Origin of the sequence: Caulobacter sp. DWR1-3-2b1, assembly GCF_049895765.1 — a bacterium.
GTDB lineage: Bacteria > Pseudomonadota > Alphaproteobacteria > Caulobacterales > Caulobacteraceae > Caulobacter.
This window is the reverse complement of sequence record NZ_JAFCSZ010000022.1, coordinates 46,231-68,061: the sequence shown is the minus strand read 5'-3', so window position 1 is coordinate 68,061 and position 21,831 is coordinate 46,231. Positions and strand designations below refer to the sequence as shown.

Below are 21,831 nucleotides of genomic sequence, written 5' to 3'. Positions count from 1 at the left end.
TGGTCGGCGCCTTAAGACGCTCAAGGGCCTGACCCCCTACGACTTCATCTGCAAAATGTGGACAAAAGAGCCTGCAAGATTCAAGATCAATCCGATCCATCAAAGCCCGGGACCAAACACCTAGTCCCGCAACGGCCATGACATGCTCGGCATGATAGCCCTTTTCGCGCAACCAAACCGCCATGCTGGGCGGCAGCTGGGCGTCGATCAGGAACTTCAAGCGGCGGCGATAGCTTTGTCCGCAACGGCCGCAGCCGCATAGGCCAGAGCGGCGCGGACATCGTCGGCCTCAAGATACGGGAACTCAACCAGGACGTCCGCGGTCGTCATGCCCGCAGCCAGCATCTCCAGAACATCCTGCACGCGAACGCGTAGGCCGCGTATGCACGGCCGTCCTCCGGCTTTGCCGGGCTGAATCGTGATGCGTTCGAGCAGCGGGTTTATCCCGGCAATATGGCGCCAAAGCGGAATCGCTACTAGATATCGCCCATGTCGAGCTCCTCCGAACCCCGCCACACCCGCTGCCTGATCATTGGCTCAGGCCCCGCCGGCTATACTGCCGCCATCTATGCCGCGCGCGCGCTGCTCAATCCCGTGCTGATCGCCGGCCTCCAGCCGGGCGGCCAGCTGACCATCACGACCGATGTCGAGAACTATCCGGGCTTTGCCGACGTCATCCAGGGTCCCTGGCTGATGGACCAGATGAAGGCCCAGGCCGAGCATGTCGGCACCGAGTTCGTCAGCGACATCGTGCTGACCGCCGACCTTTCCAAGCGCCCGTTCCACATCACCACCGACAGCGGCCAGGACTGGCTGGCCGAGACGGTGATCATCGCCACCGGCGCCCAGGCCAAGTGGCTGGGTCTTGAGAGCGAGAGCCGGTTCCAGGGTTTTGGCGTTTCCGCCTGCGCCACCTGCGACGGTTTCTTCTATCGGGGTAAGGAAGTGGTCGTGGTCGGCGGCGGCAATACGGCCGTCGAGGAAGCCCTGTTCCTGACCAGCTTCGCCAGCAAGGTCACCCTGGTTCACCGCAAGGACGAGCTGCGGGCTGAGAAGATTCTGCAGGAGCGCCTGCTGGCCCACCCCAAGATCGAAGTGGTCTGGGACAGCGCCATCGACGAGGTCGTGGGCGACACCAACCCCCTGACCGGCCAGGCGGGGGGCGTCACCGGCGTGCGCCTGAAGAACGTCAAGACCGGCGAGACCACCGACCTTTCGTGCGACGGCGTGTTCATAGCCATCGGCCACGCGCCCTCGTCGGAGCTGTTCAAGGACCAACTGGAAACCCACGCGAGCGGATATCTGACCGTCAAGCCCGGCACGACCTCGACGGCCATCCCCGGCATCTATGCGGCCGGCGACGTCACTGACGACATCTACCGCCAGGCCGTCACCGCCGCCGGCATGGGCTGCATGGCCGCCCTCGAGGCCGTGCGCTTCCTGGCCGAGGAAGACCACGCCAAGGCCCACCACCCGATCAGCCACCACGAGGCCGAGAAGATCGGGGTCTGGTAGTGCTGATCCGGGAAGCGACAACGGCCGATGCGGCCGAAATCCGCGGGTCGGCTATTCGGCGCAGGCGGCCCTGAAGGTGACCGCGCCATTTTCGGGACCGCATTTCATGGCGCTGGCCTTGGTCGAAGAGACGCTGGAGCGGCCTGTGGCGGTGACCTGCGCGAAGGCGTTTGGGGTTTGAGGCTAAATCCTCCCGGCCCGTCCATAGGAGCGCGTGAGGGTGTTTTTACGCCGGCGCTCAGCCTCCGATTCGGTCAATGGCGGCTCTGAGCTTTTCGCCCACGATCGCCGCCTTCTGCTTCAAGCCGTCGTTCTCTATGGCCGCCATGGACGCTACGGGATCCACCGCCGCGACTTCGGTACGTCCATCGCCTGCATCCTGGATGATGACATTGCATGGCAACATGATCCCCACCTTGTCTTCCAGCTGGAGCGCCTCGAAGGCCAGGCGAGGATTGCAGGCGCCGAGGATCAGGTAGGGCCGAAAGTCCTCGCCGATCTTGGCCTTCATGGTCTGACGTACGTCGACCTCGGTGATAACGCCAAAGCCTTCCAGGCTCAGCGCCTCCCGCGTCGCCGCCACGACCTCGTCGAACGGACGGGCGATGGTTTTCGCATAGTAGTAGGTCATTGGATCTTCCTCTTTTAGGACTTCGGTTCATCGCGCTGGGTGATGGGGATCTTCAGGAACACGCGCCCCGACTTTGAGGCTTCGGGCAAGGCTCCCGCCCTGATGTTGACCTGCAGGGACGGGAGAATTAGCGTAGGCGCAGCAAGGGTCGCGTCACGCGCTTCACGCATGGCGACGAAGGCCTCTTCGGTAACCCCTTCGCGCATGTGAATATTCTGCTCCCGCTGCTCGGCGACCGTGCTCTCCCAACGGAACGTCTCGCGACCGGCCGGCAGGTAGTCGTGGCCCACAAAAAGCCGGGTCCGCGGCGGCAGACCCAACACCTTTCGGATCGAGCGATAGAGCAAGCGGGCATCACCGCCGGGAAAATCGGCGCGAGCCGTGCCGTAGTCCGGCATGAACAGAGTGTCGCCGACGAAGGCCGCGTCGCCGATCAGGTAGGTGACATCGGCCGGGGTGTGACCGGGGGTGTGGAGGACGCCGATGGCGATCTCCCCAAGCTGAAGCTCGTCGCCTTCGTTCAGCAGGTGATCGAACGCCTGACCGTTATCAGCGACATCGTCGGCCTCGAAGACCGGGATGAAGGTCTTTTGCACCTCGACAATGCGGGCGCCGATGGCGATCCGCGAGCCCGTTTGCTTGCGGATGTAGTCAGCGGCCGAGAGGTGATCGGCGTGGGCATGGGTTTCCAGGACATATTTCAGGTCGAGCCCGCGGTCCCTCACCGCCGTCAGGATCTGGTCCGCCGACGCTGTCGAGAGCCGGGCCGATTTCGGCTCGTAGTCCAGAACGGGATCGATAATGGCCGCCGTCTTTGTCGCGGGGTCGCTCACCAGATAGCTGGCGGTCGAGGTGGCGCGATCGAAGAAAGCCTGAACTTCGGGATGCATGTGGCGCTCCTATTCTGGCGTTATACATAAGCACTTGCTAAATTAGCACAAGCTAATATATAGCAATCCATGTTCGATCTCTCCAATCTCGATATCACCCAGTTCCAAGCCAGCGCCGGGGCGGCCGCGAAGCTCCTCCGCGCCTTGGCGAACGAGCGTCGGCTCATGATCCTTTGCCAACTCACGGAAGGCGAGCGGTCGGTAGGCCAACTCCTGCCCCTGGTCGGTCTCTCGCAGTCGGCTCTTTCACAGCACCTCGCAGTGCTCAGAGAGGAAGGGATCGTGGCCACTCGCCGCGAGTCCCAGGTTGTCAGGTACCGGATCGCCGATCCGGCCGCGCTGAAGGTTGTATCGACGCTGGCTGAGATCTTCTGCCCTCCGGAGGCCAAGAGCCATGACCGCTAAGCTGCAATTTCTCCCCGCTGACCAGGTCGCCGAGCGACTGAAGTCGGGCCGCGCCCTGCTGATCGATATCCGCGAAGCCGACGAGTTCGTACGGCGGCATGCGGCGGGGGCTCTGTCGCGCCCCCTGTCGACATTCGAAGTGGCCCGCCTGAAGATCGAGCCCGCGAAGGACGTGGTCTTCACCTGTCGTTCCGGCATGCGAACCCAGGCCCATTGTGATCGGCTGGCCGACGCAGTCGACGGCGAGGCCTTCGTTCTGCAAGGCGGCTTGGACGCATGGGTCGCCGCCGGGCTGCCCGTGAACGAGGACCGCAAGGCGCCCCTGGAAATCATGCGCCAAGTACAGATCGCGGCGGGCCTGTTGGTGCTTGCCGGCATACTGCTGGGATTTACCGCCCACCCTGGCTTCTTCGGCCTCTCCGCCTTTGTAGGCGCGGGGCTGGCATTCGCCGGCGCCACCGGCTTCTGCGGCATGGCTCGCCTGCTGCAAGCCGCGCCCTGGAACCGGCCAGCCGGGGCCTAGGTTTCAATGGACCTACCCCTTTGGAGTTACGGCGTCGCGGTCGTCGGCGGGGGTCTGATCGGGCTGCTGCTGGCGGTGTTCGGCGGCGGCGGATCCGTCCTCGCCACCCCGCTGCTGATCTATCTCGTGGGCGTGCGAGATCCGCACGTCGCCATCGGCACAGCCGCCGCCGCAGTGGCCGTGAACGCCCTCTTCGGTCTCGCTGGCCAAGCTCGAGCCGGGGCGGTGAAATGGCCCTGCGCCGCTGTCTTCGGCGGGGCGGGCCTGGCGGGCTCGATGATCGGCGCCCAGCTCGCAAAGCAGATGGACGGGCAGGTTCTGCTCACCTGGTTCGGCGTCGCCATGGCCGCGGTCGCCATCTCCATGCTCACCCCGCGGAAGGGGCTGGGCGACCCCGGCGTACGACTCACTCGGGCTCTCACGCTGAAGCTGGCTCCGGTCGGCCTGGTGGTAGGCTTGGCGGCCGGATTCTTCGGTATAGGCGGCGGGTTCCTGATCGTGCCCGGACTGATGGCCGCCACAGGCATGACGCTTGCCCATGCCGCGGCGTCTTCTCTGGTTTCGGTCGTCCTGTTCGGCGCCGCTACAAGCACCAGCTATGCCGCCTCAGGCCTGATCGACTGGCGAGTGTTCGCCGCCTTGGTGGTCGGCGGCGCGTTCGGTGCGATTGCAGCGCCGCCAGTGGTTCGGGTTCTGTCCGACAAAGCCGTGCTTGGCCGCAGATTGTTCGCGGTGATGGTGTTGGCGACAGCGGCCTATGTCATCTGGCGCTCGCTCTCCTGATTGCGTCGCGTCTCCTAATTCAGCGGATTAAACAAGCTCGGCGGGCGCGCCTTCGGCTTGGGCGGCGGGGGCGAAGGGGCCTTCGGCGTCTCCGCCACCACAGGCTTCTCCTCGGCCGCGCCGTCCAGCTTTTCCAGCGACTTGTTGATCTCGGCGATCTCGTCCGGCGTCGGGATGCGTCGGCCGGCGACCGTGCCTTCGAACTTCAGGCGCTCGCCGCCCGGGGCGCTGGCGTCTGGCGTCATGACCAGATGGGCGCCGGGGGCCAGGGTGGTGGGCACAAGACCCGCCGCCTGAGCCTGGGCCAGGACCGCCGTATTGACTACCGCGCCGGCGGCCAGGGCCTCGGCGGGGGCGGCTTCCAGGGTGCGTTCGTCGCCGGCCAGCAGGATGTCGGCGGTGACGTCCTCGCCGCCGCGATACTTGCCGCGGAACGCCGCCAGCGTGCCCGACGGTCCGGTCCAGCGATAGAAGATGTGCTGGCCCACCTGGCGCAACTTGACCAGGGTGGGCGCCCAATAGGGCGAGACATAGCTGGCGTGATAGTGGGTGGCGACGCCGACGTCCTTCATCACGAAACCGCCCAGGGCGCGCCGCGCGACGGACTCGGCCGTGGCCCAGAGGGTGGGGCTGGGCTCGCGCGCCAGCGAGCCGTCGCAGGTGAAGCTGAACTGGCAGCCCGTGGCCCGCGCCGCGCCCTCATAGATCACGCCGCAGACGGTCTTGGGATAGCCCGGATGGCGCATCCGGTTGAGCACGGTCTGGGCCACCGCTTGCTGGCCGGCCAGCGGCTCGAAGGCGGACTCAAAATAGACCGCCTGGGCCAGGCAGCGCAGGGCCTTGGTGCGATCCTCGCCCGAGGCCTTCAGCACGAACGGCCGAGCCGCCTGGATTTCCAGCGGCGCGGCCAGGCGCAGGGAATTGATCAGGCGGGCAGTGTCGAAGTCCGGCGTGATGTCGGAAAAGCGCGGAATGGTGGCCAGGTCCAGCCGCTCCCAGCCCTCGACCCGGCCCCAGTAGTTGGTGTGCGGCCTGGGATCATGCCGCCGCGCCAGGGTCAGCATGGCCGGATCCATATTGGCCACATAGCGCGCCAGAGCTGCGTCGGAGAAACCGCGGGTGATCCGGGCGACGCCAGCCTCGCGACCGTAGCCGCGCGGAACATAGTAGGTGGCGCACGCGGAAAGGCCGCCCAGCAGCAGGAGCCCCAAGGCGGCCCCACTCAGACGCTTGGAAGCCGTCAGACGCTTGAAAACAGCCGCGAACACCAGACGATCTATTTACCGCCCAGGGTCGAGCGGATCATCCAGGCGTGTTTCTCGTGGGCCTGCAGGCGCTGGGTCAGCAGGTCGGCGGTAGCTTCGTCGCCGGCCTCGTCTGCCGCCGGGAAGGCCGCGCGCAGGGTGGCGATGACCGTCTCGTTGTCCTTTTTCAGCTCGGCGAACATGGCTTCCCAGTCCTGTTCGGGGTCGCCGTCCTTGATGCTGGAAAGATTTCCAAAGGCCGCATAGCCCTGCGGGGCCAACTCGCCCAGAGCGCGAATGCGTTCGGCGATGGCGTCCAGCGCCGTCCACTCTTCAGTGTACTGGCCTTCGAGCAAGACGTGCAGGGACTGGAAGTTGGGGCCCCGGACGTTCCAGTGATAGCCGTGCGTCTTGAGATAGAGCGCATAGCTATCGGCCAGCACCTTGTTAAGGCCGGCGACGATTTCGGCGCGTTGCTTTGCCGACAGTCCGGTGTTGGGGGTGACAGCCATGATAATCTCCCGGGTTGCGTGTCCTAGGTAAGCTCGTCCATGCTCTTGGCAAGCCTTGTTTGGGCGGAGCGCGACAAAGGTGAGCCAGGACGGTCCATCCTCCATGCAGCAAGACCGTGAACCTATTCACGGGCTGATCGGCGCATGGCTGATCCCGGCCGTTCCGCCACCCGTCTGGCGATGCGCCCTGGCGACCCTGATCGCCGTCTCGGCCGCCATCCTGATGCGGATCGCCCTGCTGGGCCTCAGCGGCACGATCGGGGCGACGCAGCCCTTCTTCCCCGCCATGGTATTGGTCACCCTCTATGCGGGCTGGCGCTGGGGGCTTGTTCCCATCGCCTGCGGCGCGGCCTTCGGCTGGTGGCTGTGGGGCGGTCGTCATGGCGAGCCGCTATCGGAAGACGAGATCGCCACGATGGTGATCTTCCTGATCTCGGCCCTGGTCACCACCGGAGTGGCCGAAGGGCTGCGCGGGGCCGCCCACAGCCTGGCCCGCGCCAGGGTTCAACAACAGGAGGCGGAGGTCAGGCTCGACGTGGTCCAGACCGCCGCCAGGGTTGGCCCGTGGAACTGGGACATCGTCGCAAACGCCTTGGACCTCTCATCCAGCGCCCGACAAAACCTGGGCCTTGCAGCCGAGGAACCCGTGGACTCTCCGCGCATGCAGGCGGCGATCCATCCCGATGATCGCAAGATGGTCAGCGACAGTATCCGCGCCGCCGTGCGTCAGGGCGAGGCCTGCGAAGTTGAATTTCGCCTGGCCGATCTGAGCCAGGGCGAACGCTGGGTCCATGCCCGCGGCCAGGTGTTGCGAGACGACAAGGGCCGCGCGGTGCGGATGCTGGGGCTGAACTTCGATGTGACCAAACGCCGGCGGGACGACGAACGCCTGCGCGAAAGCGAGGCGCGTTTCCGCAGCCTGGCCGACAGCGCCCCGGCCCTCATGTGGGTGTCGCGGGCCGACGGCCAGCGCGCGTTCGTCAACAAGGCCTATGCCGACTTCGCCGGCGTCAGCTATGAGGACGCGCTGGTTCTGGACTGGCGCACACGACTGGACCCGCAAGACCTGCCCAGCATTCTCAAGGGCCAGATCGCCGGCGAGGGGTCTCGCAAGCCGTTTTCGCTCGAGGGTCGATATCGACGCGCTGACGGCCAGATGCGCTGGCTCAAGTCGTTCTCCCAGCCCCGACTGGATCCGGGCGGCGAGTTCGCCGGCTTCATCGGCATCGCCTTCGACGTCTCCCAAGCCAAGCAGGCCGAGGCCGATCTGGCGGGCGTCAACGAGCTGCTGGCCGACCGGGTGCAGGCGGCCGTGGCCGAACGCGACGCGGCCCAGGCGGCGCTGTTCCAGTCCCAGAAGCTGGAGGCCATTGGCCAGCTGACCGGCGGCGTCGCCCACGACTTCAACAACCTGCTGACAGTAATCATCGGCGCGCTGGACGTGGTGGCCCGCCACCCAGACGACGAGGCCCGGCGCCAGAAGATGACCGCCGCCGCCATGGCCGCCGCCAAGCGGGGCGAGAAGCTGACCCAGCACCTGCTGGCCTTCGCCCGCCGCCAGCCGCTGCGCCCCGAGGTCTGCCGCATCGACCGCCTAATCGCCGAGAGCGAGGGCCTGCTGCGCCGCGCCCTGGGCGACGCCTACGGCTTTCACCTGCGGCTGGGCGGCGGGGTGCGCAACGCCCTGGTCGATTCCGGCCAGTTCGAGGCGGCGCTGCTGAACCTGGTGGTCAATGCCCGCGACGCCACCCCGGCCGGCGGCGAGGTGACTATCGAGACCCGTCCCGTGACCCTGACAAAGGCGGTCGGCGACGTCAGCGCGGGCAAGTATCTGCGCGTCGCCGTACGCGACACCGGGGCCGGCATGGACCCCGAGACCGCCGCCCGGGCCGTCGAGCCGTTCTTCACCACCAAGCCACCCGGCGAGGGCACGGGCCTTGGCCTGTCGCAGGTCTATGGCTTTGCCCGCCAGAGCGGCGGCTCGGTCGATATCGAGACCAGTCCCGGCCAGGGGGCGACCGTAGCCATGCTGCTGCCCATCGCCGAGGCGGTCGACCTGGACGCCGGCGAGGCCGCCATCGACCATGTGGCCGGTCAGGTCCCCTCCCGGGTGCTGCTGGTCGAGGACGACCCCCAGGTGGCCGAACTGATCGACGCCATGCTCCACGACCTGGGCCACACGGTCATCCGGGCGGGCGGAGTCGACGAGGCCCTCGACCGTCTGAACCAGGACGCCACCATCGAACTGGTGCTCAGCGACGTGATCATGCCCGGCGGCCGCAGCGGCGTGGACCTGGCGGAGCATCTGGCGGAAATCCGCCCCGGCCTGCCGGTGGTGCTGTGCTCGGGCTATACCGGCGGCGACCAGGGCCGCGCCCAGGCCGGCGCCTGGCCCTTCCTGAGCAAGCCGTTCTCGCTGGATAGCCTGGCCAAGGTGCTGACCGAGGCGCGGGCCAATTAAGTCTGCCTATCCGCCTGCCAGCCCGGCGCTGACCTTTGACTTTGGCTCGAAGCGCGGCGAGATGGCTTCGCTGCCCGCCTGCGGTGCGAGATCGAGCTTGGCGTTAAGTGTGCAGACCACGCCTTCGACCGGATAGGTGATCTTGATCGGACCCCGAAGCTCGGCGGCCAGGCCGCGCTCGATCAGTCGCGTGCCAAACCCGGTTCGGGTCGGGGGCGAAACGGGCGGGCCGCCCGATTCCTTCCAGAGTATCTGAAGGTCGACTCCGTCCGGATTGGTCTGGCACGTCCAAGTCAAACTGACCCTGCCCTCGGAATTGGAAAGGCCGCCATATTTTACAGCGTTCGTGGCGAGCTCATGGATCACCAGGGCCATGGCGATCGCAGCCTGAGGCGTAAGCCATACCGACGGGCCAGCCAGCGAGAACCTGTGCCCCACGCCGGCCTGGAAAGGCTCCACGGCTTGGGCGACCACTTCCTTGAGATCGGCGCCCGTCCAATTTTCGCTGGTCAGCACGTCATGAGCGCGGCTCAGCGCGATCAGGCGAGACACCAGCACCTCGCGAACGCCCGGCGAGACTTGCTCGCGGCGCAGGGTCTGTTCGGTGATTGATTGCACCGTCGCCAGGGTGTTCTTCACCCGGTGGTTCAGTTCGTCGACCATCAGGCGCAGGTGCTGCTCCTGGCGATGATGGTCACTGACGTCAGTGTTGGTGCCAAACCAGCGAACGATCCGGCCCTGCTCGTCACGTAGCGGATTGACCCGGGTCAGGAAGGGCCGGAAGACGCCATCCTCGCCCTTCAAGGGAAAGGTCATCTCGAACGGCAGGCCTTCATTCAAGGATCGACCCCAGAGCGCCATGACGTCAGGCAGTACGTCCGGGTGATGCACTGACTGCCACCCCCAGCCTTCCTGATCTGCCGGGGTTTCGCCGGTGTAGTCGTACCAACGCGAATTATACCAGAAGATGTGTCCGTCAGGATGAGCCATCCAGCAGAGCGTCGGAATCTGGTCGGCCAGGGTCCTGAACCGGTGCTCGCTTTCCCGCAGGGCGGCTTCGGCCCGGGTCCGCTCGGTCACATCCACGCCTTCGATGAAGATGCCGCTAACCTTGCCGTTCAAGTCCTTGATCGGCTGGTAGACGAAATCGACAACACGCTCATCGACTGCACCGCCAGCCGTCACTCGCACCGCATAGTTCGCCGCCGTCGCCCTGAAGGGCTCGCCCGTGGTGAAAACCTGATCGAGCAAGGTCAGGTAGCCTTGCTCAACCGCGTCAGGGAGCGCTTCAGCGACAGTGCGGCCAAGCACGTCGCGATCGCCGATCAGGCGCATATAGCCCGGATTGGCCCGCTCGATCCGATGCTCCGGCCCCTTGAGCATCGCCATGAAGGTCGGCGCCTGCTCGAATAGCTGCGCCAGGTTTTCGCGCTCGGCCGTCGCTCGGCGTTCCAACAGGACCTGGTCCGTGGTTTCCGCGCAAATGACCAGGACGCCGCCTACGCCACGCGGCGCCGCTGGCTCGTCGATCGGACTGTAGCTGTAGGTCCACCAGACGTCTTCACGCCGACCGTTCCGCGTGATCGGGATCAGCTCGTTCTGACGCCAGGTCGAGCCGCGGCCTTCCATGACCTGCTCAGCTTGCGGGCCGACGATGTCCCAAATTTCCGCCCAGACCTCGCGACCGGGTCGTCCAAGCGAGGTCGGATGCCGCTCGGGGCCTATCGATACGCTATAGGCGTCATTGTAGAAGCACAGCAGCTCTGGGCCCCACCAGACATACATCGGATGGCCAGCATTGAGCATCAGACGAAGTGCGGTTCGGAGGCCGGCTGGCCAAGTGTCGGGCGCGCCAAGGCTGGTCGCGCTCCAGTCGTGGGCGCGGATCAACGCGCCCATCTCGCCACCGCCGGATAGAAAAGCTGGGACGAGCCCCTCATCGGTCTTCAAAGCGGATACGGCCCCGTATTCTTCCTGACCCGGTTTGCCCGGTTCGGCGATCCGCACCCACAGGCGGCAACTCGCTGTCAACGGTCATTCAAACTCGAGAGCTAAACCACAAGTTCCCCTCTCGACAGCAGGAATACGTCTGGACCACCCGCTTGGCCAGAGTACGCACGACGCGTTGGCTTCACGCCCCTTTGCAATCCGCGAACAAGGGTCTATATACCTCAAAGGCACTTATGCTCAATTTCAGCATAAGCCGAGCGTCGGAACGGTTCACCTTGGTCCGGCGTTTTTTGAGGCCCTACAAATGCTCAATTTGAGCATAAGCGAGGATCACATGGCCGACGGCTCTGCTGTTTTGGACTTTACCCCCGACGTCGAGGTCCAGACCTCGAAGATCTGGGACAAGGTGAAGAACCACATCACCCCGATGGAGTGGCGGCTGCACGCGCCTCTGATCGCCGAGATCAACCGGCTGAAGCGCGAGAAGAACGCCGTCATCCTGGCCCACAATTACATGACCACCGAGATCTTCCACGGCGTCGGCGATTTCGTCGGCGACAGCCTGGCCCTGGCCCGCGAGGCCGCCAAGTGCGACGCGGCGGTGATCGTCCAGGCCGGCGTCCACTTCATGGCCGAGACCAGCAAGGTGCTGGCGCCGGACAAGCGCGTGCTGATCCCCGACCCGCTGGCCGGCTGCTCTCTGGCGTCCTCGATCACCGGCGCCGACGTGCGGATGATCAAGGCCCGCTATCCGGGCGTGCCGGTGGTCACCTATGTCAACACCACCGCCGACGTGAAGGCCGAGACCGACATCTGCTGCACCAGCGCCAATGCCGTGCAGGTGGTGGAGTGGGCGGCTGCTCAATGGGGGACCGACAAGGTCATCCTGATCCCCGACGAGTTTCTGGCCCGCAACGTGGCGCGCCAGACCAGCGTCAAGATCATCGCCTGGCAGGGCCGCTGCGAGGTGCACGAGCGCTTCACCCGCGAGGACATCCTGGAACTGCGGGCCTCCTATCCGAGCGCCGAGATCCTGGCCCACCCCGAGTGCCCGGCCGAGATCCTGGAAGAGTCCGACTTCGCCGGCTCAACCGCCGCGATGAACGACTACGTCATCCAGAGGAAGCCCAAGCAGGTGATCCTGATCACCGAGTGCTCGATGGCCAGCAATGTCGAGGCCGATGCGCCTGATACCGAGTTCATCAAGCCCTGCAACCTTTGCCCGCACATGAAGCGGATCACCCTGCAGAACATTCACGACGCCCTGGTGTTCGACCGCTACGAGGTGACGGTGGATCCCACCATCGCCTCGGCCGCGCGCCTGGCCGTGCAGCGGATGATCGACCTGCCCCCGCCGCTGATCCCCGCCCGCTACGACCTCGTGAAGGCTCGCCATCACGTGGACGTAGAGCTGATCTAGTCCGTCTGAACTGTCATCCCGGGCGAGGCAACACGCCGACTCGGGACCTTGGCAAACGCCAGCGCTTCCTGCGGTCCCGGCTCTTCGGCCGGGATGGCAGGAGGAGGCCGGCAAGGGAGTTGTGATGCACAACCGCCTGACCTTCGACGGCCCCGTGATCCTCGGGGCTGGACTTGCCGGCCTCACCGCCGCCATCGAGGCGAAGCGAGCACTGGTGCTGTCGCCGACGCCGTTGGCGACCGGCTGCTCCAGCGCCTGGGCACAGGGCGGCATGGCGGCCGCCCTGGCGGCTGACGATACCCCGGCCCTGCACGCCGCCGACACCGCAGCCGCCGGCGCGGGCCTGTGCGACGTCGAGGCCGTCGAACTGCTGACCCGCGAAGGCCCCGACGCGGTCCGCGCCTTGGCCGCGCTAGGCGCGCCGTTCGATACGAAAGACGGCGACTTCACGCTGAGCCTCGAAGCGGCTCACTCCAAGGCCCGCGTAGCTCGCGTGGGCGGCGACGGCGCGGGCGCCGCGATCATGGCCGCCGTCATCGCGGCCGTCCGCGCAACACCCGCCATCGAGATCCGCGAAAACGCCCGCGCCCGCCGGCTGCTTCAGGACGCGAGCGGTCGCGTCGTGGGTGTTCTTGCAGAGATCGACGGCCAGCTGGTCGAAATCCTCTCCCCCACCGTGATCCTGGCCACCGGGGGCGTCGGCGGCCTCTATGCCGTGACCACCACCCCCGCCGAGGTGCGCGGCGAAGGTCTGGGCCTGGCCGCCCTGGCCGGCGCGGTGATCGCCGACCCCGAGTTCGTGCAGTTCCATCCCACGGCCATCGACATCGGTCGCGACCCCGCCCCCCTGGCCACCGAAGCCCTGCGCGGCGAGGGCGCGATCCTGCGAAACACAGATGCCAGGGCCTTCATGGCCGACTATCACCCTGCCGCCGAACTGGCCCCGCGCGACATCGTGGCCCGCGCCATCCACGCCGAGCGCGCGGCCGGTCGCGGCGCCTTCCTAGACGCCACGACGGCGGTGGGCGCCCACTTCCCGCACGAGTTTCCGGCCGTGTTCGAAGCCTGCCGCGCCGGCGGGATCGATCCGCGCCGCGAGATGATCCCGGTGACCCCGGCCGTGCACTATCACATGGGCGGGGTGGCCACGGATCTGGACGGCCGCACTTCCCTGCCCGCTCTCTACGCCGCCGGCGAGTGCGCCGCGACGGGTGTGCACGGCGCCAACCGCCTGGCCTCCAACAGCCTGCTGGAAGCAGTCGTGTTCGGCGCCCGCGCCGGCCGCGCGGCGGCGAGCGAGCATCACGCGCCCGGCCAGCCCGTCTCGCTGGCGCCAATGCCGGATCTGCCCGCCGATGTCCTCCAGATTCTCCGCAAGGCCATGAGCCGCGACGCGGGCGTCATCCGCGACGCGGCAGGCCTGACCCGTCTGCTGGACCAGATCGAGGCTCTGGAGTCCGCCCACGGCCCCTGCCCGCCCCTGATCGCCGCGCGCCTGATCGTCGCCGCCGCCCTGACGCGGGAGGAAAGCCGGGGCGGTCACTTCCGCGCCGATTTTCCGGCGACCGCCGCGCCGGTCCGGACCTTCGCGACGCTCCCTCCCGGGCTTGGAAGCCTGCGCGAGTCCGGCTTGCAATACGCGGCGGAGTAGCGGCACAATTTCAGGAATGGAGATGCAATCATGACCGCGTCCGAGCCCGGCCTGGAAGATGCCGCCGTCAGCGATTTCCTGTTCGATTTCGATGCCTTCGAGCAGATGGACCAAGCGGGCCTGTTCCAGCGCGCCTGGGGTCGCGTGCAACTCATCGAGGGAAGATTGCTCGAAATGGCGCCCACCTCCTCGGATCATGGCGACACATCGGGTGAAGCTCTTTTCGCGCTGAAATCCGCAGCGATAACCGCCGGTATCGCGGCGGACTTTCGCTTCCTGATCCACGCCACCCTGAAGATCGGCGAGCACAATGCACCCGAACCCGACTTGATGATCGTGCGGACTTTCACCGGCCGGAAGTACGCCGAGGCGGCCGACGCCGTCCTGGTCGTCGAGGTGTCGATCTCGACTTGCGACGGCGACCTGAAACTGAGGGCGCCACTCTACGCCCGGGCCGGTGTTCCTGAGTTCTGGGTGATCGAGCCCGAAGAGCGACGATTAACGATTTTTCGCGCCCCTCAGCCGAACGGGAGTTGGGCCTCGACCATGGTCCACGATGACCACGACGACGCCATCTCGCCGCTGTTCGCGCCGCAAATCCGCATCACGCTCCCGGAGCTGTTTTGAAGCTTTCCCCTCTCCCCGACCTCCTCATCCGCCCCATCATCGATCTCGCCCTCGCCGAAGACCTCGGCCGGGCCGGCGACATCACCGGAGAGGCCTGTATCGACGCTGACGCGCGCCTGTCGGTGGTGTTCGCCGCCCGCCAGGATGGCCGGGTCGCGGGCCTGTCCTGCGCCCGCCTTGCGCTGGCCGCCATGGACCCGACGGCGAGCTTCGAGATCGCCACGCCGGACGGCGCCGACTGCGCGCCGGGCACGGTGCTGGCGCGCGCCGAGGGCAACGCCCGCGCCGTGCTAGCCGCCGAGCGTACGGGCCTCAACCTGCTGGGCCGGTTGTCGGGCATCGCCACTCTGACCCGCGCCTATGTCCGGCTCGTCAAGGGCACGGGCGCGATCATCGTCGACACCCGCAAGACCACCCCGGGCCTGCGGGCGCTGGAAAAATACGCCGTGCGCTGCGGCGGCGGGGTCAACCATCGCTTCGGCCTGGATGACGCCATCCTGATCAAGGACAACCATGTCGCCGCCTGCGGCGGGGTCGGCGAAGCCGTCCGCCGGGCGCGGGCTTTCGCCGGCCATCTGGTCAAGGTCGAGGTCGAGGTCGATGGCCTGGACCAGCTTGAAGACGCCCTGAAGCACGGCCCGGACGTGGTGATGCTGGACAATTTCAGCCTCGAAGCCCTGCGCACGGCCGTGTCGCTGGCCAAGGGCCGGGCGGTGCTGGAGGCCTCGGGCGGGGTCAACCTGACCACCGTGCGGGCCATCGCCGAGACGGGCATCGACGTGATCAGCGTCGGGGCGCTGACCCACTCGGCGCCGGTGCTGGATATCGGGCTGGACGCGGTCTGAGAATGCCCGCGTATGAAGGCATGACGGGCAACGAACGCCTAGGAGCGGCTGGCCTGCTGGACGAAAGGGATAATCCGTTTCGAGCTCGCGACCGCGACCGGATGATAGCGCTCTTGCGGTCGGTAGAGACGAGTGAGGCTGGAGCCATTCAGACTGTTGATCTGATGCTGAAGGACCCCAGCCTCTACGACGGCTAGCCCCAGATCTTCACGCACTCCCGCACCACCATCACCGCCAAGGTGATCGTCGAGGCCGTGAACAGCAGGAAGCGCAGGTTCACGAGGTTGACCGTCATCTGGATCAGGCTGTGCAGGATTCGCACGACCACATAGCCCCAGGCCAGCTGCAGCGCCAAGGCGTCGCCATGACCCGCCACGCTGATCGCCAGGGCGGTCGCGTAGAAGATGGTCGGTTGTTCCATCAGGTGGTTGTAGTTGTCGGCCGCCTGGCGCGCCCCGGCCGGCAGCACGTTCAGCGAGCCCGGAAAGGCCGCGTCCTGCGGTTTGACACCGGCCTTGGCCATGGCCGGGATGCGGCGGACATACATCACCAACCAGACCAGCAGCGACCAGCCCACGAGCGCCATGACTGGCGCGATCAAGGTATCCATCTATGCGTCCCTCCCCGGACGTTTGTTATCCGGAGAGGTTAGACGCAGTTCGGCGCTATTGCGAAGCTTGCCGTATGGGAATGGTGTTCAGGTCCGGTCCCGGAACGGGTCGGCCGGATAGACCCCCAGGATCTCGAACTTGTCCGAGAAGAATTTCAGCTCGTCGAAGGCCAGGGCCAGACTGCGATCTTCGGGGCGGCCGTCGACCTCGGCGTAGAAGAAGGTCGCCGTGAAGGCGCCGTCTTCCATATAGCTTTCCAGCTTGGTCATGTTGACGCCGTTGGTCGCGAAACCGCCCATGGCCTTGTAGAGCGCGGCCGGGAGGTTGCGAACCTTGAACACGAAGCTGGTCACGCAGCGGTGGGTAAAGGCGGGCGGGGTCGGGTTCGTCTCAGCCGTCATCACCAGGAAGCGGGTGGTGTTGTGGCGCTCGTCCTCGATGTCGCGGGCCAGGATGTCGAGGCCATAGATCTCGGCGGCCAGGGCCGGGGCCACGGCGCCGCGCGTCGGATCGGGCTTCAGGGCGAGAGCCTTAGCCGCGCCGGCGGTGTCGCCGGCCGCCTCGGTGGTTACGCCCAGCTTGCGCAGGCTGTTGCGGCACTGGCTCAGCGCGATCGGCATAGAGGCGACAGTCTTGATCGCGTCCAGCTTGACGCCCTTGTTGGCCATCAGCTGAAAGCGGATCGGCTTGAACCGCTCGCCGACGATCTTCAGCCCGGCGGCCGGCAGCAGGTGGTGCACATCGGCGACCCGGCCGGCGATCGAGTTCTCGATCGGGATCATGCCCAGCTCGCAGACGCCGGTCTTGATGGCTTCGAACGCCTCCTCGAAGGTGGCGCAGGGATAGGCCTCGTGGTCCGGGAAATAGGTGCGGCAGGCCTCGTGGCTGTTGGCGCCGGGCTCGCCCTGGAAGGCGATCTTCTTAAGGATGCTCATTGTGCTTTTCCAGCCTGGATACGCGCGGCTTCGAGATCGGAAGGCCCGGCGGCGCTACGCGCCGCTTGAAGATCAGAGGGATTATCGACGGAGATCGGCGCCTCAGCGGCCACGGCGGCGCGGATCGTCATGCCCAGCTCCATGGCCCGCAGCTGTTCCAGCTTCTCGCGCTTTTCCAGCGCCGAGGGCGAAGCAGCGTTGAACGCCTCCAGCGCCTCGCGGCGATAGCCATAGATGCCGATATGGCGCCAGACCGCGCCGTCGCCATAGAGAGTAGAGCGGGTGAAATAGAGGGCGCGGCCGCTCATGCCGTCGTCTTCCATGGCCAGGACGGCCTTGACCACGTCGGGATTGGTGCGGTCGGCGGGCGAGGCCTCGGCGGCCACCACGGTGGCGATATCGCAATCACCGAAATCTTCCAGCAGGCCGGCGCAGGCCGACAGGATCGACGGGTCGACGAAGGGCATGTCGCCCTGCAGGTTGATCACCACGTCATGCTCGAAATCCGGATCGAGTTGCGCGAGGGCGGCCAGGATCCGGTCGGACCCCGAGGGCAGTTCCGGGTCGGTCAACACAGCCACGCCGCCCGCCGCGCGCACGGCTTCGACGATCTCCGGATCGCCGGCGGCCACGGCCACCGGGCCGATATCGGCCTTGAGCGCCTGGTTCAGAACGCGGACAATCATCGGCAGGCCGCCGATATCGGCCAGCGGCTTGTTGGGCAGGCGGGTCGCCGCCATCCGCGCGGGGATCAGGACGATAGGATTCATGAGTTCAATATCGCTGCTGCCCGGTTGCGCGAGGGGCGGTAGCGTGTAAGAGACGCGAGCGCAACAAGAGGCGCACGTGAGGGATTCCTCGCCGTGGAATTTGGCCCCGCCCAGGCGGGTCGGTAAGAGGCTGACAAGGCTGAGATGAGCGACCTGACGTTCAACAAGATTGCTGGCGGCGTGCTGCTGACCGGCCTCATCATTTTTGGTCTGCGTGAAGCATCGACCATCGTGTTCGAGAAGCACGAACCCGAAAAAGCCGGCTACGAGATCGCGGTCGAAGAGCCGGGCGAGGGCCGCGCCGCCGTCGTCGAGGTCGCGCCCGATTGGGGCACGGCCCTGCTGCTGCCGGCCAATATCACCGCCGGTCAGGCCGTGGCCGCCAAGTGCGCCGCCTGTCACAAGGTCGAAGCGGGCGGCGCCAACGGCGTCGGCCCTGGCCTCTATGGCGTGGTCGGCCGCAAGCCCGCCAGCCATGCCGGCTTCGCCTATTCAGCGGCCATGAAGGACTTCGGCGCCAAGAACCCGGTGTGGGACTACGGCCACCTGGACGGCTTCCTGAAGGCGCCGGGCAAATATGTTTCGGGCACCAACATGACCTTCGTCGGCATCAAGAAGCCGGAAGATCGCGTCGCCCTGATTGCCTATCTGCATAGCTTGGGCTCGACCCTGCCCGTGCCGGCGCCCAAGCCGGCCGACGCTCCGGCCGACACGGCCGCCACGCCGACAGCCGCTCCGGAAGGCGCCCCGGCCACGGCCGCAGCCGCCGGTACCGTCGCCGCGGGCGCTCCGGCGGCCCCTGCTACGGCGCCCGCCGCGCACTGATCGGTTTCCGGTCGGGACAGATTCAGGGCCGCGAAGTTCGCTTCGCGGCCCTTTTTCTTTGCTAGACCCGCCGATACCCCAGCGGTGCCCCCACCCCGGCCGCTTCGATGCGCGTGACCGCCTCAGCCAGGGGCTCGACGGCCACGGCCATGTGGTGGGCATTGGCGTGCAGGATGGTCTCGGCGTCCAGCAGGATGGCCACGTGGCCCTTCCAGAACACCAGATCGCCCCGGCGGCGCTCGGCCTCCGCAATCTCGGGGAAGAAGGCGCGCTGCAGGTCGGTGTCGCGCGGGCAGGCGCGGTTGCAGGCGGCCAGGGCCTGCTGGACGATACCCGAGCAGTCCAGGCCCAGCGACTCCCGCCCGCCCCACTGGTAGGGCGCGCCCAGAAACCGCCCAGCGACCGCGACCCAGTCGGTCTCGCCCCGTCCGATCGGCGTCAGATGCGCCTCGATGAACCAGCCCGAGCGGGCGACCCGGACAAAGCGCCCCTCGCGCGCCTCCACCGTCACCAGGGCGCCCAGGCTGTAAAGACCGACAATGGCCGTTTTGATGTCGGGCTGGCTGAACCCATAGGTGCGGATCGCGGAGACCCGATGGGTGGAAGCCAGGACCGGCGCCGAGAGGGCGTCGCTTGTCACATAGCCCACATAGCCGTCGCGGCGGGCCTGGCCGAAGGCGAAGCCATCGATCTCGAACAGCACATCGAACCGCTCGCCAAAGACCAGCTGATCTTCCTGTTCGGCGTCGGGGGCCGGCGCCTTGCGGATCGAAGCGACAGGCGCGCTGGCCTGCATCGGTGTGGCGGCCGCGAAGCGCTCTGCGACGACGAGCCCCTCCAGCCGCTGATCAGCCAAGCCGTCACGCAAGAGGGTCAGGCGGCGGTCGGATGGGCTCATGCCGGGAACCTCGTCTTGAGCAAGCTGAACAGCGCCCGGATCGCCTGGGCCTCACCGCCCGTGGGATAGCCCGGCCGGCTCTTGGGATTCCAGGCATAGACGTCGAAGTGAGCCCAGCTTCCATCGGTGGGTGCGAACTTTTCGAGGAACAGGGCGGCCGTCGTCGCGCCAGCCTGGGCCCAGGCGTCGGGATCGTTCTTCAGATCGGCGATGTCGCTCTCGATGGCCTCGCGATAGCCGTCCCACAGAGGCAGGCGCCACAAGGGGTCGAAGGTGGCCCTGGACGCCGCCTCGATCTGGCCGGCCAGCCTGTCGTCGGCAGTCCAGAACGGGATGACGAACGGCCCCATGGCCACCCGCGCCGCGCCGGTCAGAGTGGCCAGGTCCAGGGTCAGGACGGGTTTAAGCTCGGCTGCGCGGGTCAGGGCGTCGGCCAGGATCAGCCTGCCCTCGGCGTCGGTATTGCCCACCTCGACGGTCAGGCCGGCACGAGTTTGCAGCACATCGCCCGGCCGCATGGCGTCGCCGCTGATGGCGTTCTCGACCACGGGAGTCAGCACGACGAGCCGCACGGGGAGCTTGGCCGACATCACCATACGGGCCAGAGCCAGGGCGTGGGCGGCGCCGCCCATGTCCTTCTTCATCAGCCGCATTCCGCCCGAAGGCTTGATATCCAGCCCGCCGGTGTCGAACACCACGCCCTTGCCGACCAGGACGACCAGAGGGTGCGAATGATCGCCCCAGCTCATCTCGATCATGCGCGGCGCGCGATGCGGAACGGCGGCGCGGCCCACCGCGTGGACGGCGGGGTAGTTCTGCTCAAGCAGATCATCGCCCACGATCACCGACAGGGTCGCGCCGTGCTTCTCGGCGATCTCGCGGGCGATAGTCTCGATCTGCAGCGGCCCCATGTCGTTGGCCGGGGTGTTGATCATGTCGCGGGCCAGGGCGCAGGCGTGGCTGACGGCGGTCACGGCTTCGATATCGACGCCCTTTGGCGCGACCAGCCGGGGTACGGCCTCACCCCCTTCTTTGCTAGGCGGGCGCTTGCGATAACGGTCGAAGCGATAGAGCCCCAGGGCGAAGGCTAGAGTCGCCTCCTGGGCGTCCAGGCCGCGCGGCAGGCGGGCCAGCCTGTAGTCGCCGGCCGGCAGCTTGGCGGCAAGGCCTCGGAACAGGCCCGGATCGACGCTCATGCGAGACCCGATTCCCATCAGCACACGCTCGACCTTACCGCTGGGCGCCGACAGCACTAGCACCTGGCCTGCCTTGGCCTTGAACTGGGCCTGGGTCGCCAGCACGCGGGCCGAGGGACGGCGAGCGGTCAGGAACGCCTCCAGCTCGGCCTCGAACAGCGGGTGGACCGGAATGGCGAGCTCGGTCGCCGCCGGAAAAACTGCCGAAAGGATTGGATGACTGTCCAACATGTCGCGGCCCTCGGAAATTATGCTTAACGATTCCTTGAGGGCCGCGCGGCGAGGATGCGGCTACCTTTCGGAGACTTGTCTTCCATGTGTCGCAAGCGCGCGCTCCTCGCAACCGTTCTCGCCCCGGCTCTTATGCTGCTGGGCGCCCAGGCCCATGCCGGCGCCGCGAAGAACAAGCCCGAAGCCGTCGAGCAGACCACCTCGCGCAAGGCCACGCCGACCCAACGGGCCGAGATGCGCCGGGCCGATCCGCTGGCCCGCGCCGCGTTCTGGGGTGGTGAATTCGAGACCGACAGCCGCGACGCCGAGGCCGGGGTCGCCTTGGCCCAGGCCCTGCGGGCGCTGGGACGCTATGACGACGCCGCCGCGACGGTGGCCAAGGTGCTGATGGCCCAGCCCGACAATATCGACGCCCTGCTGGAATCGGCCCGCGCCCAGATCGCGCGTGGCCAGGGCTTCTACGCCATCGACCCGGCCCGTCGCGCCGCCGCCTTGGCGCCCCGCGACTGGCGTCCGCAATCGCTGCTGGGCGTCGCCTACGAGCAGGCCCAGCGTGACGACGAAGCCAGCGTGGCCCACCGTCAGGCCGTGGCGCTTGCTCCCAACGAAGCCGTGCCGACCGCCAACTACGCCATGCACCTGGCCAGCCAGGGCGACCTGGCCGGCGCCGAGGCTCAACTGCGCCGCGCGGCAGTCATGCCCGCCTCAAGTATCCAGATCCGTCAGAACCTCGCCCTGGTTATCGGCCTGCAAGGCCGCATCGCCGAGGCCGAGAAGTTGGCCCGTCAGGACCTGCCCCCGGAATCGGTGGCCAACAATCTGGCCTGGCTGCGAGCCGCCACCAGCAAGCCCGGCCCGGCGGGCCAATCCCGGTCGTGGGACGCGATGAAGTCGGGCGGCTAGAGCGG

At 66.9% G+C, this 21,831-nt stretch carries 22 protein-coding genes and 1 pseudogene; 12 read left to right on the top strand and 11 right to left on the bottom strand.

Annotation, left to right across the window (positions count from 1 at the left end; translation table 11 throughout):
• Positions 1 to 124, top strand: a pseudogene (locus tag ACP69S_RS16940) (IS481 family transposase); the annotation flags it as partial.
• Positions 125 to 216: 92 nt separating this feature from the next.
• Here the strand turns inward: ACP69S_RS16940 and ACP69S_RS16935 are convergent.
• On the bottom strand, positions 217 to 516 hold the full coding sequence (locus ACP69S_RS16935; RefSeq protein WP_425999216.1) for a DUF433 domain-containing protein: 300 nt from the start codon (positions 514 to 516) through the stop codon (positions 217 to 219).
• Between ACP69S_RS16935 and trxB the strand changes: the two genes are divergently transcribed.
• Positions 490 to 1,515, top strand: coding sequence for a thioredoxin-disulfide reductase (trxB, locus tag ACP69S_RS16930; protein ID WP_425999215.1), 1,026 nt, complete (start codon positions 490 to 492; stop codon positions 1,513 to 1,515). The two genes, ACP69S_RS16935 and trxB, sit on opposite strands and share 27 nt — an antisense overlap.
• 238 nt (positions 1,516 to 1,753) lie before the next feature.
• On the opposite strand, the gene ACP69S_RS16925 is transcribed toward trxB, so the two are convergent.
• Positions 1,754 to 2,146: a DUF302 domain-containing protein gene (locus ACP69S_RS16925; RefSeq protein WP_425999213.1), complete on the bottom strand. Its 393-nt coding sequence runs from the start codon at positions 2,144 to 2,146 to the stop codon at positions 1,754 to 1,756.
• 14 nt (positions 2,147 to 2,160) lie between these two features.
• Positions 2,161 to 3,036: an MBL fold metallo-hydrolase gene (locus ACP69S_RS16920; RefSeq protein ID WP_425999211.1), complete on the bottom strand. Its 876-nt coding sequence runs from the start codon at positions 3,034 to 3,036 to the stop codon at positions 2,161 to 2,163.
• 69 nt (positions 3,037 to 3,105) lie between these two features.
• Between ACP69S_RS16920 and ACP69S_RS16915 the strand changes: the two genes are divergently transcribed.
• From ACP69S_RS16915 to ACP69S_RS16905, 3 genes are read left to right on the top strand one after another with little or no spacing between them, the layout of a single operon-like run.
• Positions 3,106 to 3,441, top strand: a complete 336-nt coding sequence (locus ACP69S_RS16915) for an ArsR/SmtB family transcription factor (protein WP_425999209.1) — start codon at positions 3,106 to 3,108, stop codon at positions 3,439 to 3,441.
• Positions 3,431 to 3,964: a rhodanese family protein gene (locus ACP69S_RS16910; RefSeq protein ID WP_425999207.1), complete on the top strand. Its 534-nt coding sequence runs from the start codon at positions 3,431 to 3,433 to the stop codon at positions 3,962 to 3,964. Before ACP69S_RS16915 ends, ACP69S_RS16910 begins: the two co-directional genes overlap by 11 nt.
• Positions 3,965 to 3,970: 6 nt before the next feature.
• Positions 3,971 to 4,747, top strand: coding sequence for a sulfite exporter TauE/SafE family protein (locus ACP69S_RS16905; protein ID WP_425999206.1), 777 nt, complete (start codon positions 3,971 to 3,973; stop codon positions 4,745 to 4,747).
• 14 nt (positions 4,748 to 4,761) lie between these two features.
• Here the strand turns inward: ACP69S_RS16905 and ACP69S_RS16900 are convergent, their stop codons facing one another.
• On the bottom strand, positions 4,762 to 6,015 hold the full coding sequence (locus ACP69S_RS16900; protein ID WP_425999204.1) for a cell wall hydrolase: 1,254 nt from the start codon (positions 6,013 to 6,015) through the stop codon (positions 4,762 to 4,764).
• A gap of 8 nt (positions 6,016 to 6,023) precedes the next feature.
• The gene (locus tag ACP69S_RS16895) at positions 6,024 to 6,503 is read right to left on the bottom strand and encodes a Dps family protein (protein ID WP_425999203.1); all 480 of its coding nucleotides are present in this window, start codon (positions 6,501 to 6,503) and stop codon (positions 6,024 to 6,026) included.
• Positions 6,504 to 6,606: 103 nt separating this feature from the next.
• Between ACP69S_RS16895 and ACP69S_RS16890 the strand changes: the two genes are divergently transcribed.
• Positions 6,607 to 8,964, top strand: coding sequence for a PAS domain-containing protein (locus tag ACP69S_RS16890; RefSeq protein WP_425999201.1), 2,358 nt, complete (start codon positions 6,607 to 6,609; stop codon positions 8,962 to 8,964).
• Between the two features lie 6 nt (positions 8,965 to 8,970).
• Here ACP69S_RS16890 and ACP69S_RS16885 read toward each other — a convergent pair whose 3' ends face one another.
• Complete coding sequence (locus tag ACP69S_RS16885) at positions 8,971 to 10,863, bottom strand: sensor histidine kinase (RefSeq protein WP_425999199.1); 1,893 nt, start codon at positions 10,861 to 10,863, stop codon at positions 8,971 to 8,973.
• A gap of 385 nt (positions 10,864 to 11,248) precedes the next feature.
• Here ACP69S_RS16885 and nadA point away from each other — a divergent pair, with 385 nt between their 5' ends.
• The 4 genes from nadA to nadC all read left to right on the top strand — a co-directional run bounded on the left by nadA (position 11,249) and on the right by nadC (position 15,457).
• Positions 11,249 to 12,334 carry a quinolinate synthase NadA gene (gene nadA / locus ACP69S_RS16880; protein ID WP_425999197.1) on the top strand — a complete coding sequence of 362 codons (1,086 nt, stop codon included), beginning with the start codon at positions 11,249 to 11,251 and terminating at the stop codon, positions 12,332 to 12,334.
• 124 nt (positions 12,335 to 12,458) lie between these two features.
• Positions 12,459 to 13,985, top strand: coding sequence for an L-aspartate oxidase (locus ACP69S_RS16875; RefSeq protein WP_425999195.1), 1,527 nt, complete (start codon positions 12,459 to 12,461; stop codon positions 13,983 to 13,985).
• A 30-nt stretch (positions 13,986 to 14,015) separates the two neighbouring features.
• Positions 14,016 to 14,612, top strand: coding sequence for a Uma2 family endonuclease (locus tag ACP69S_RS16870; RefSeq protein WP_425999193.1), 597 nt, complete (start codon positions 14,016 to 14,018; stop codon positions 14,610 to 14,612).
• Positions 14,609 to 15,457: a carboxylating nicotinate-nucleotide diphosphorylase gene (gene nadC / locus ACP69S_RS16865; RefSeq protein ID WP_425999191.1), complete on the top strand. Its 849-nt coding sequence runs from the start codon at positions 14,609 to 14,611 to the stop codon at positions 15,455 to 15,457. The genes ACP69S_RS16870 and nadC overlap by 4 nt, the downstream gene beginning before the upstream one ends.
• A 193-nt stretch (positions 15,458 to 15,650) precedes the next feature.
• Here the strand turns inward: nadC and ACP69S_RS16860 are convergent, their stop codons facing one another.
• From ACP69S_RS16860 to ACP69S_RS16850, 3 genes are all read right to left on the bottom strand, one after another.
• Entirely contained in the window at positions 15,651 to 16,067 is a 417-nt protein-coding gene (locus tag ACP69S_RS16860) for an MAPEG family protein (protein WP_425999189.1), read from the bottom strand.
• A gap of 87 nt (positions 16,068 to 16,154) precedes the next feature.
• Positions 16,155 to 17,003: a prephenate dehydratase gene (locus ACP69S_RS16855; protein WP_425999187.1), complete on the bottom strand. Its 849-nt coding sequence runs from the start codon at positions 17,001 to 17,003 to the stop codon at positions 16,155 to 16,157.
• Positions 17,000 to 17,773, bottom strand: coding sequence for a 3-deoxy-manno-octulosonate cytidylyltransferase (locus ACP69S_RS16850; RefSeq protein WP_425999185.1), 774 nt, complete (start codon positions 17,771 to 17,773; stop codon positions 17,000 to 17,002). Before ACP69S_RS16850 ends, ACP69S_RS16855 begins: the two co-directional genes overlap by 4 nt.
• A gap of 144 nt (positions 17,774 to 17,917) precedes the next feature.
• On the opposite strand from ACP69S_RS16850, the gene ACP69S_RS16845 reads away from it, so the two are divergent.
• Positions 17,918 to 18,598, top strand: coding sequence for a c-type cytochrome (locus ACP69S_RS16845; RefSeq protein WP_425999183.1), 681 nt, complete (start codon positions 17,918 to 17,920; stop codon positions 18,596 to 18,598).
• A gap of 61 nt (positions 18,599 to 18,659) precedes the next feature.
• Here the strand turns inward: ACP69S_RS16845 and ACP69S_RS16840 are convergent, their stop codons facing one another.
• Together ACP69S_RS16840 and ACP69S_RS16835 are read right to left on the bottom strand one after the other, a co-directional pair.
• On the bottom strand, positions 18,660 to 19,496 hold the full coding sequence (locus tag ACP69S_RS16840) for a C40 family peptidase (RefSeq protein ID WP_425999181.1): 837 nt from the start codon (positions 19,494 to 19,496) through the stop codon (positions 18,660 to 18,662).
• The gene (locus tag ACP69S_RS16835; protein WP_425999179.1) at positions 19,493 to 20,923 is read right to left on the bottom strand and encodes a leucyl aminopeptidase family protein; all 1,431 of its coding nucleotides are present in this window, start codon (positions 20,921 to 20,923) and stop codon (positions 19,493 to 19,495) included. The genes ACP69S_RS16840 and ACP69S_RS16835 overlap by 4 nt, the downstream gene beginning before the upstream one ends.
• Positions 20,924 to 21,007: 84 nt before the next feature.
• Between ACP69S_RS16835 and ACP69S_RS16830 the strand changes: the two genes are divergently transcribed.
• A complete protein-coding gene (locus ACP69S_RS16830) occupies positions 21,008 to 21,826 on the top strand; it encodes a tetratricopeptide repeat protein (RefSeq protein WP_425999177.1) in 819 nt (272 codons plus the stop codon).
• Positions 21,827 to 21,831 lie beyond the last annotated feature (5 nt).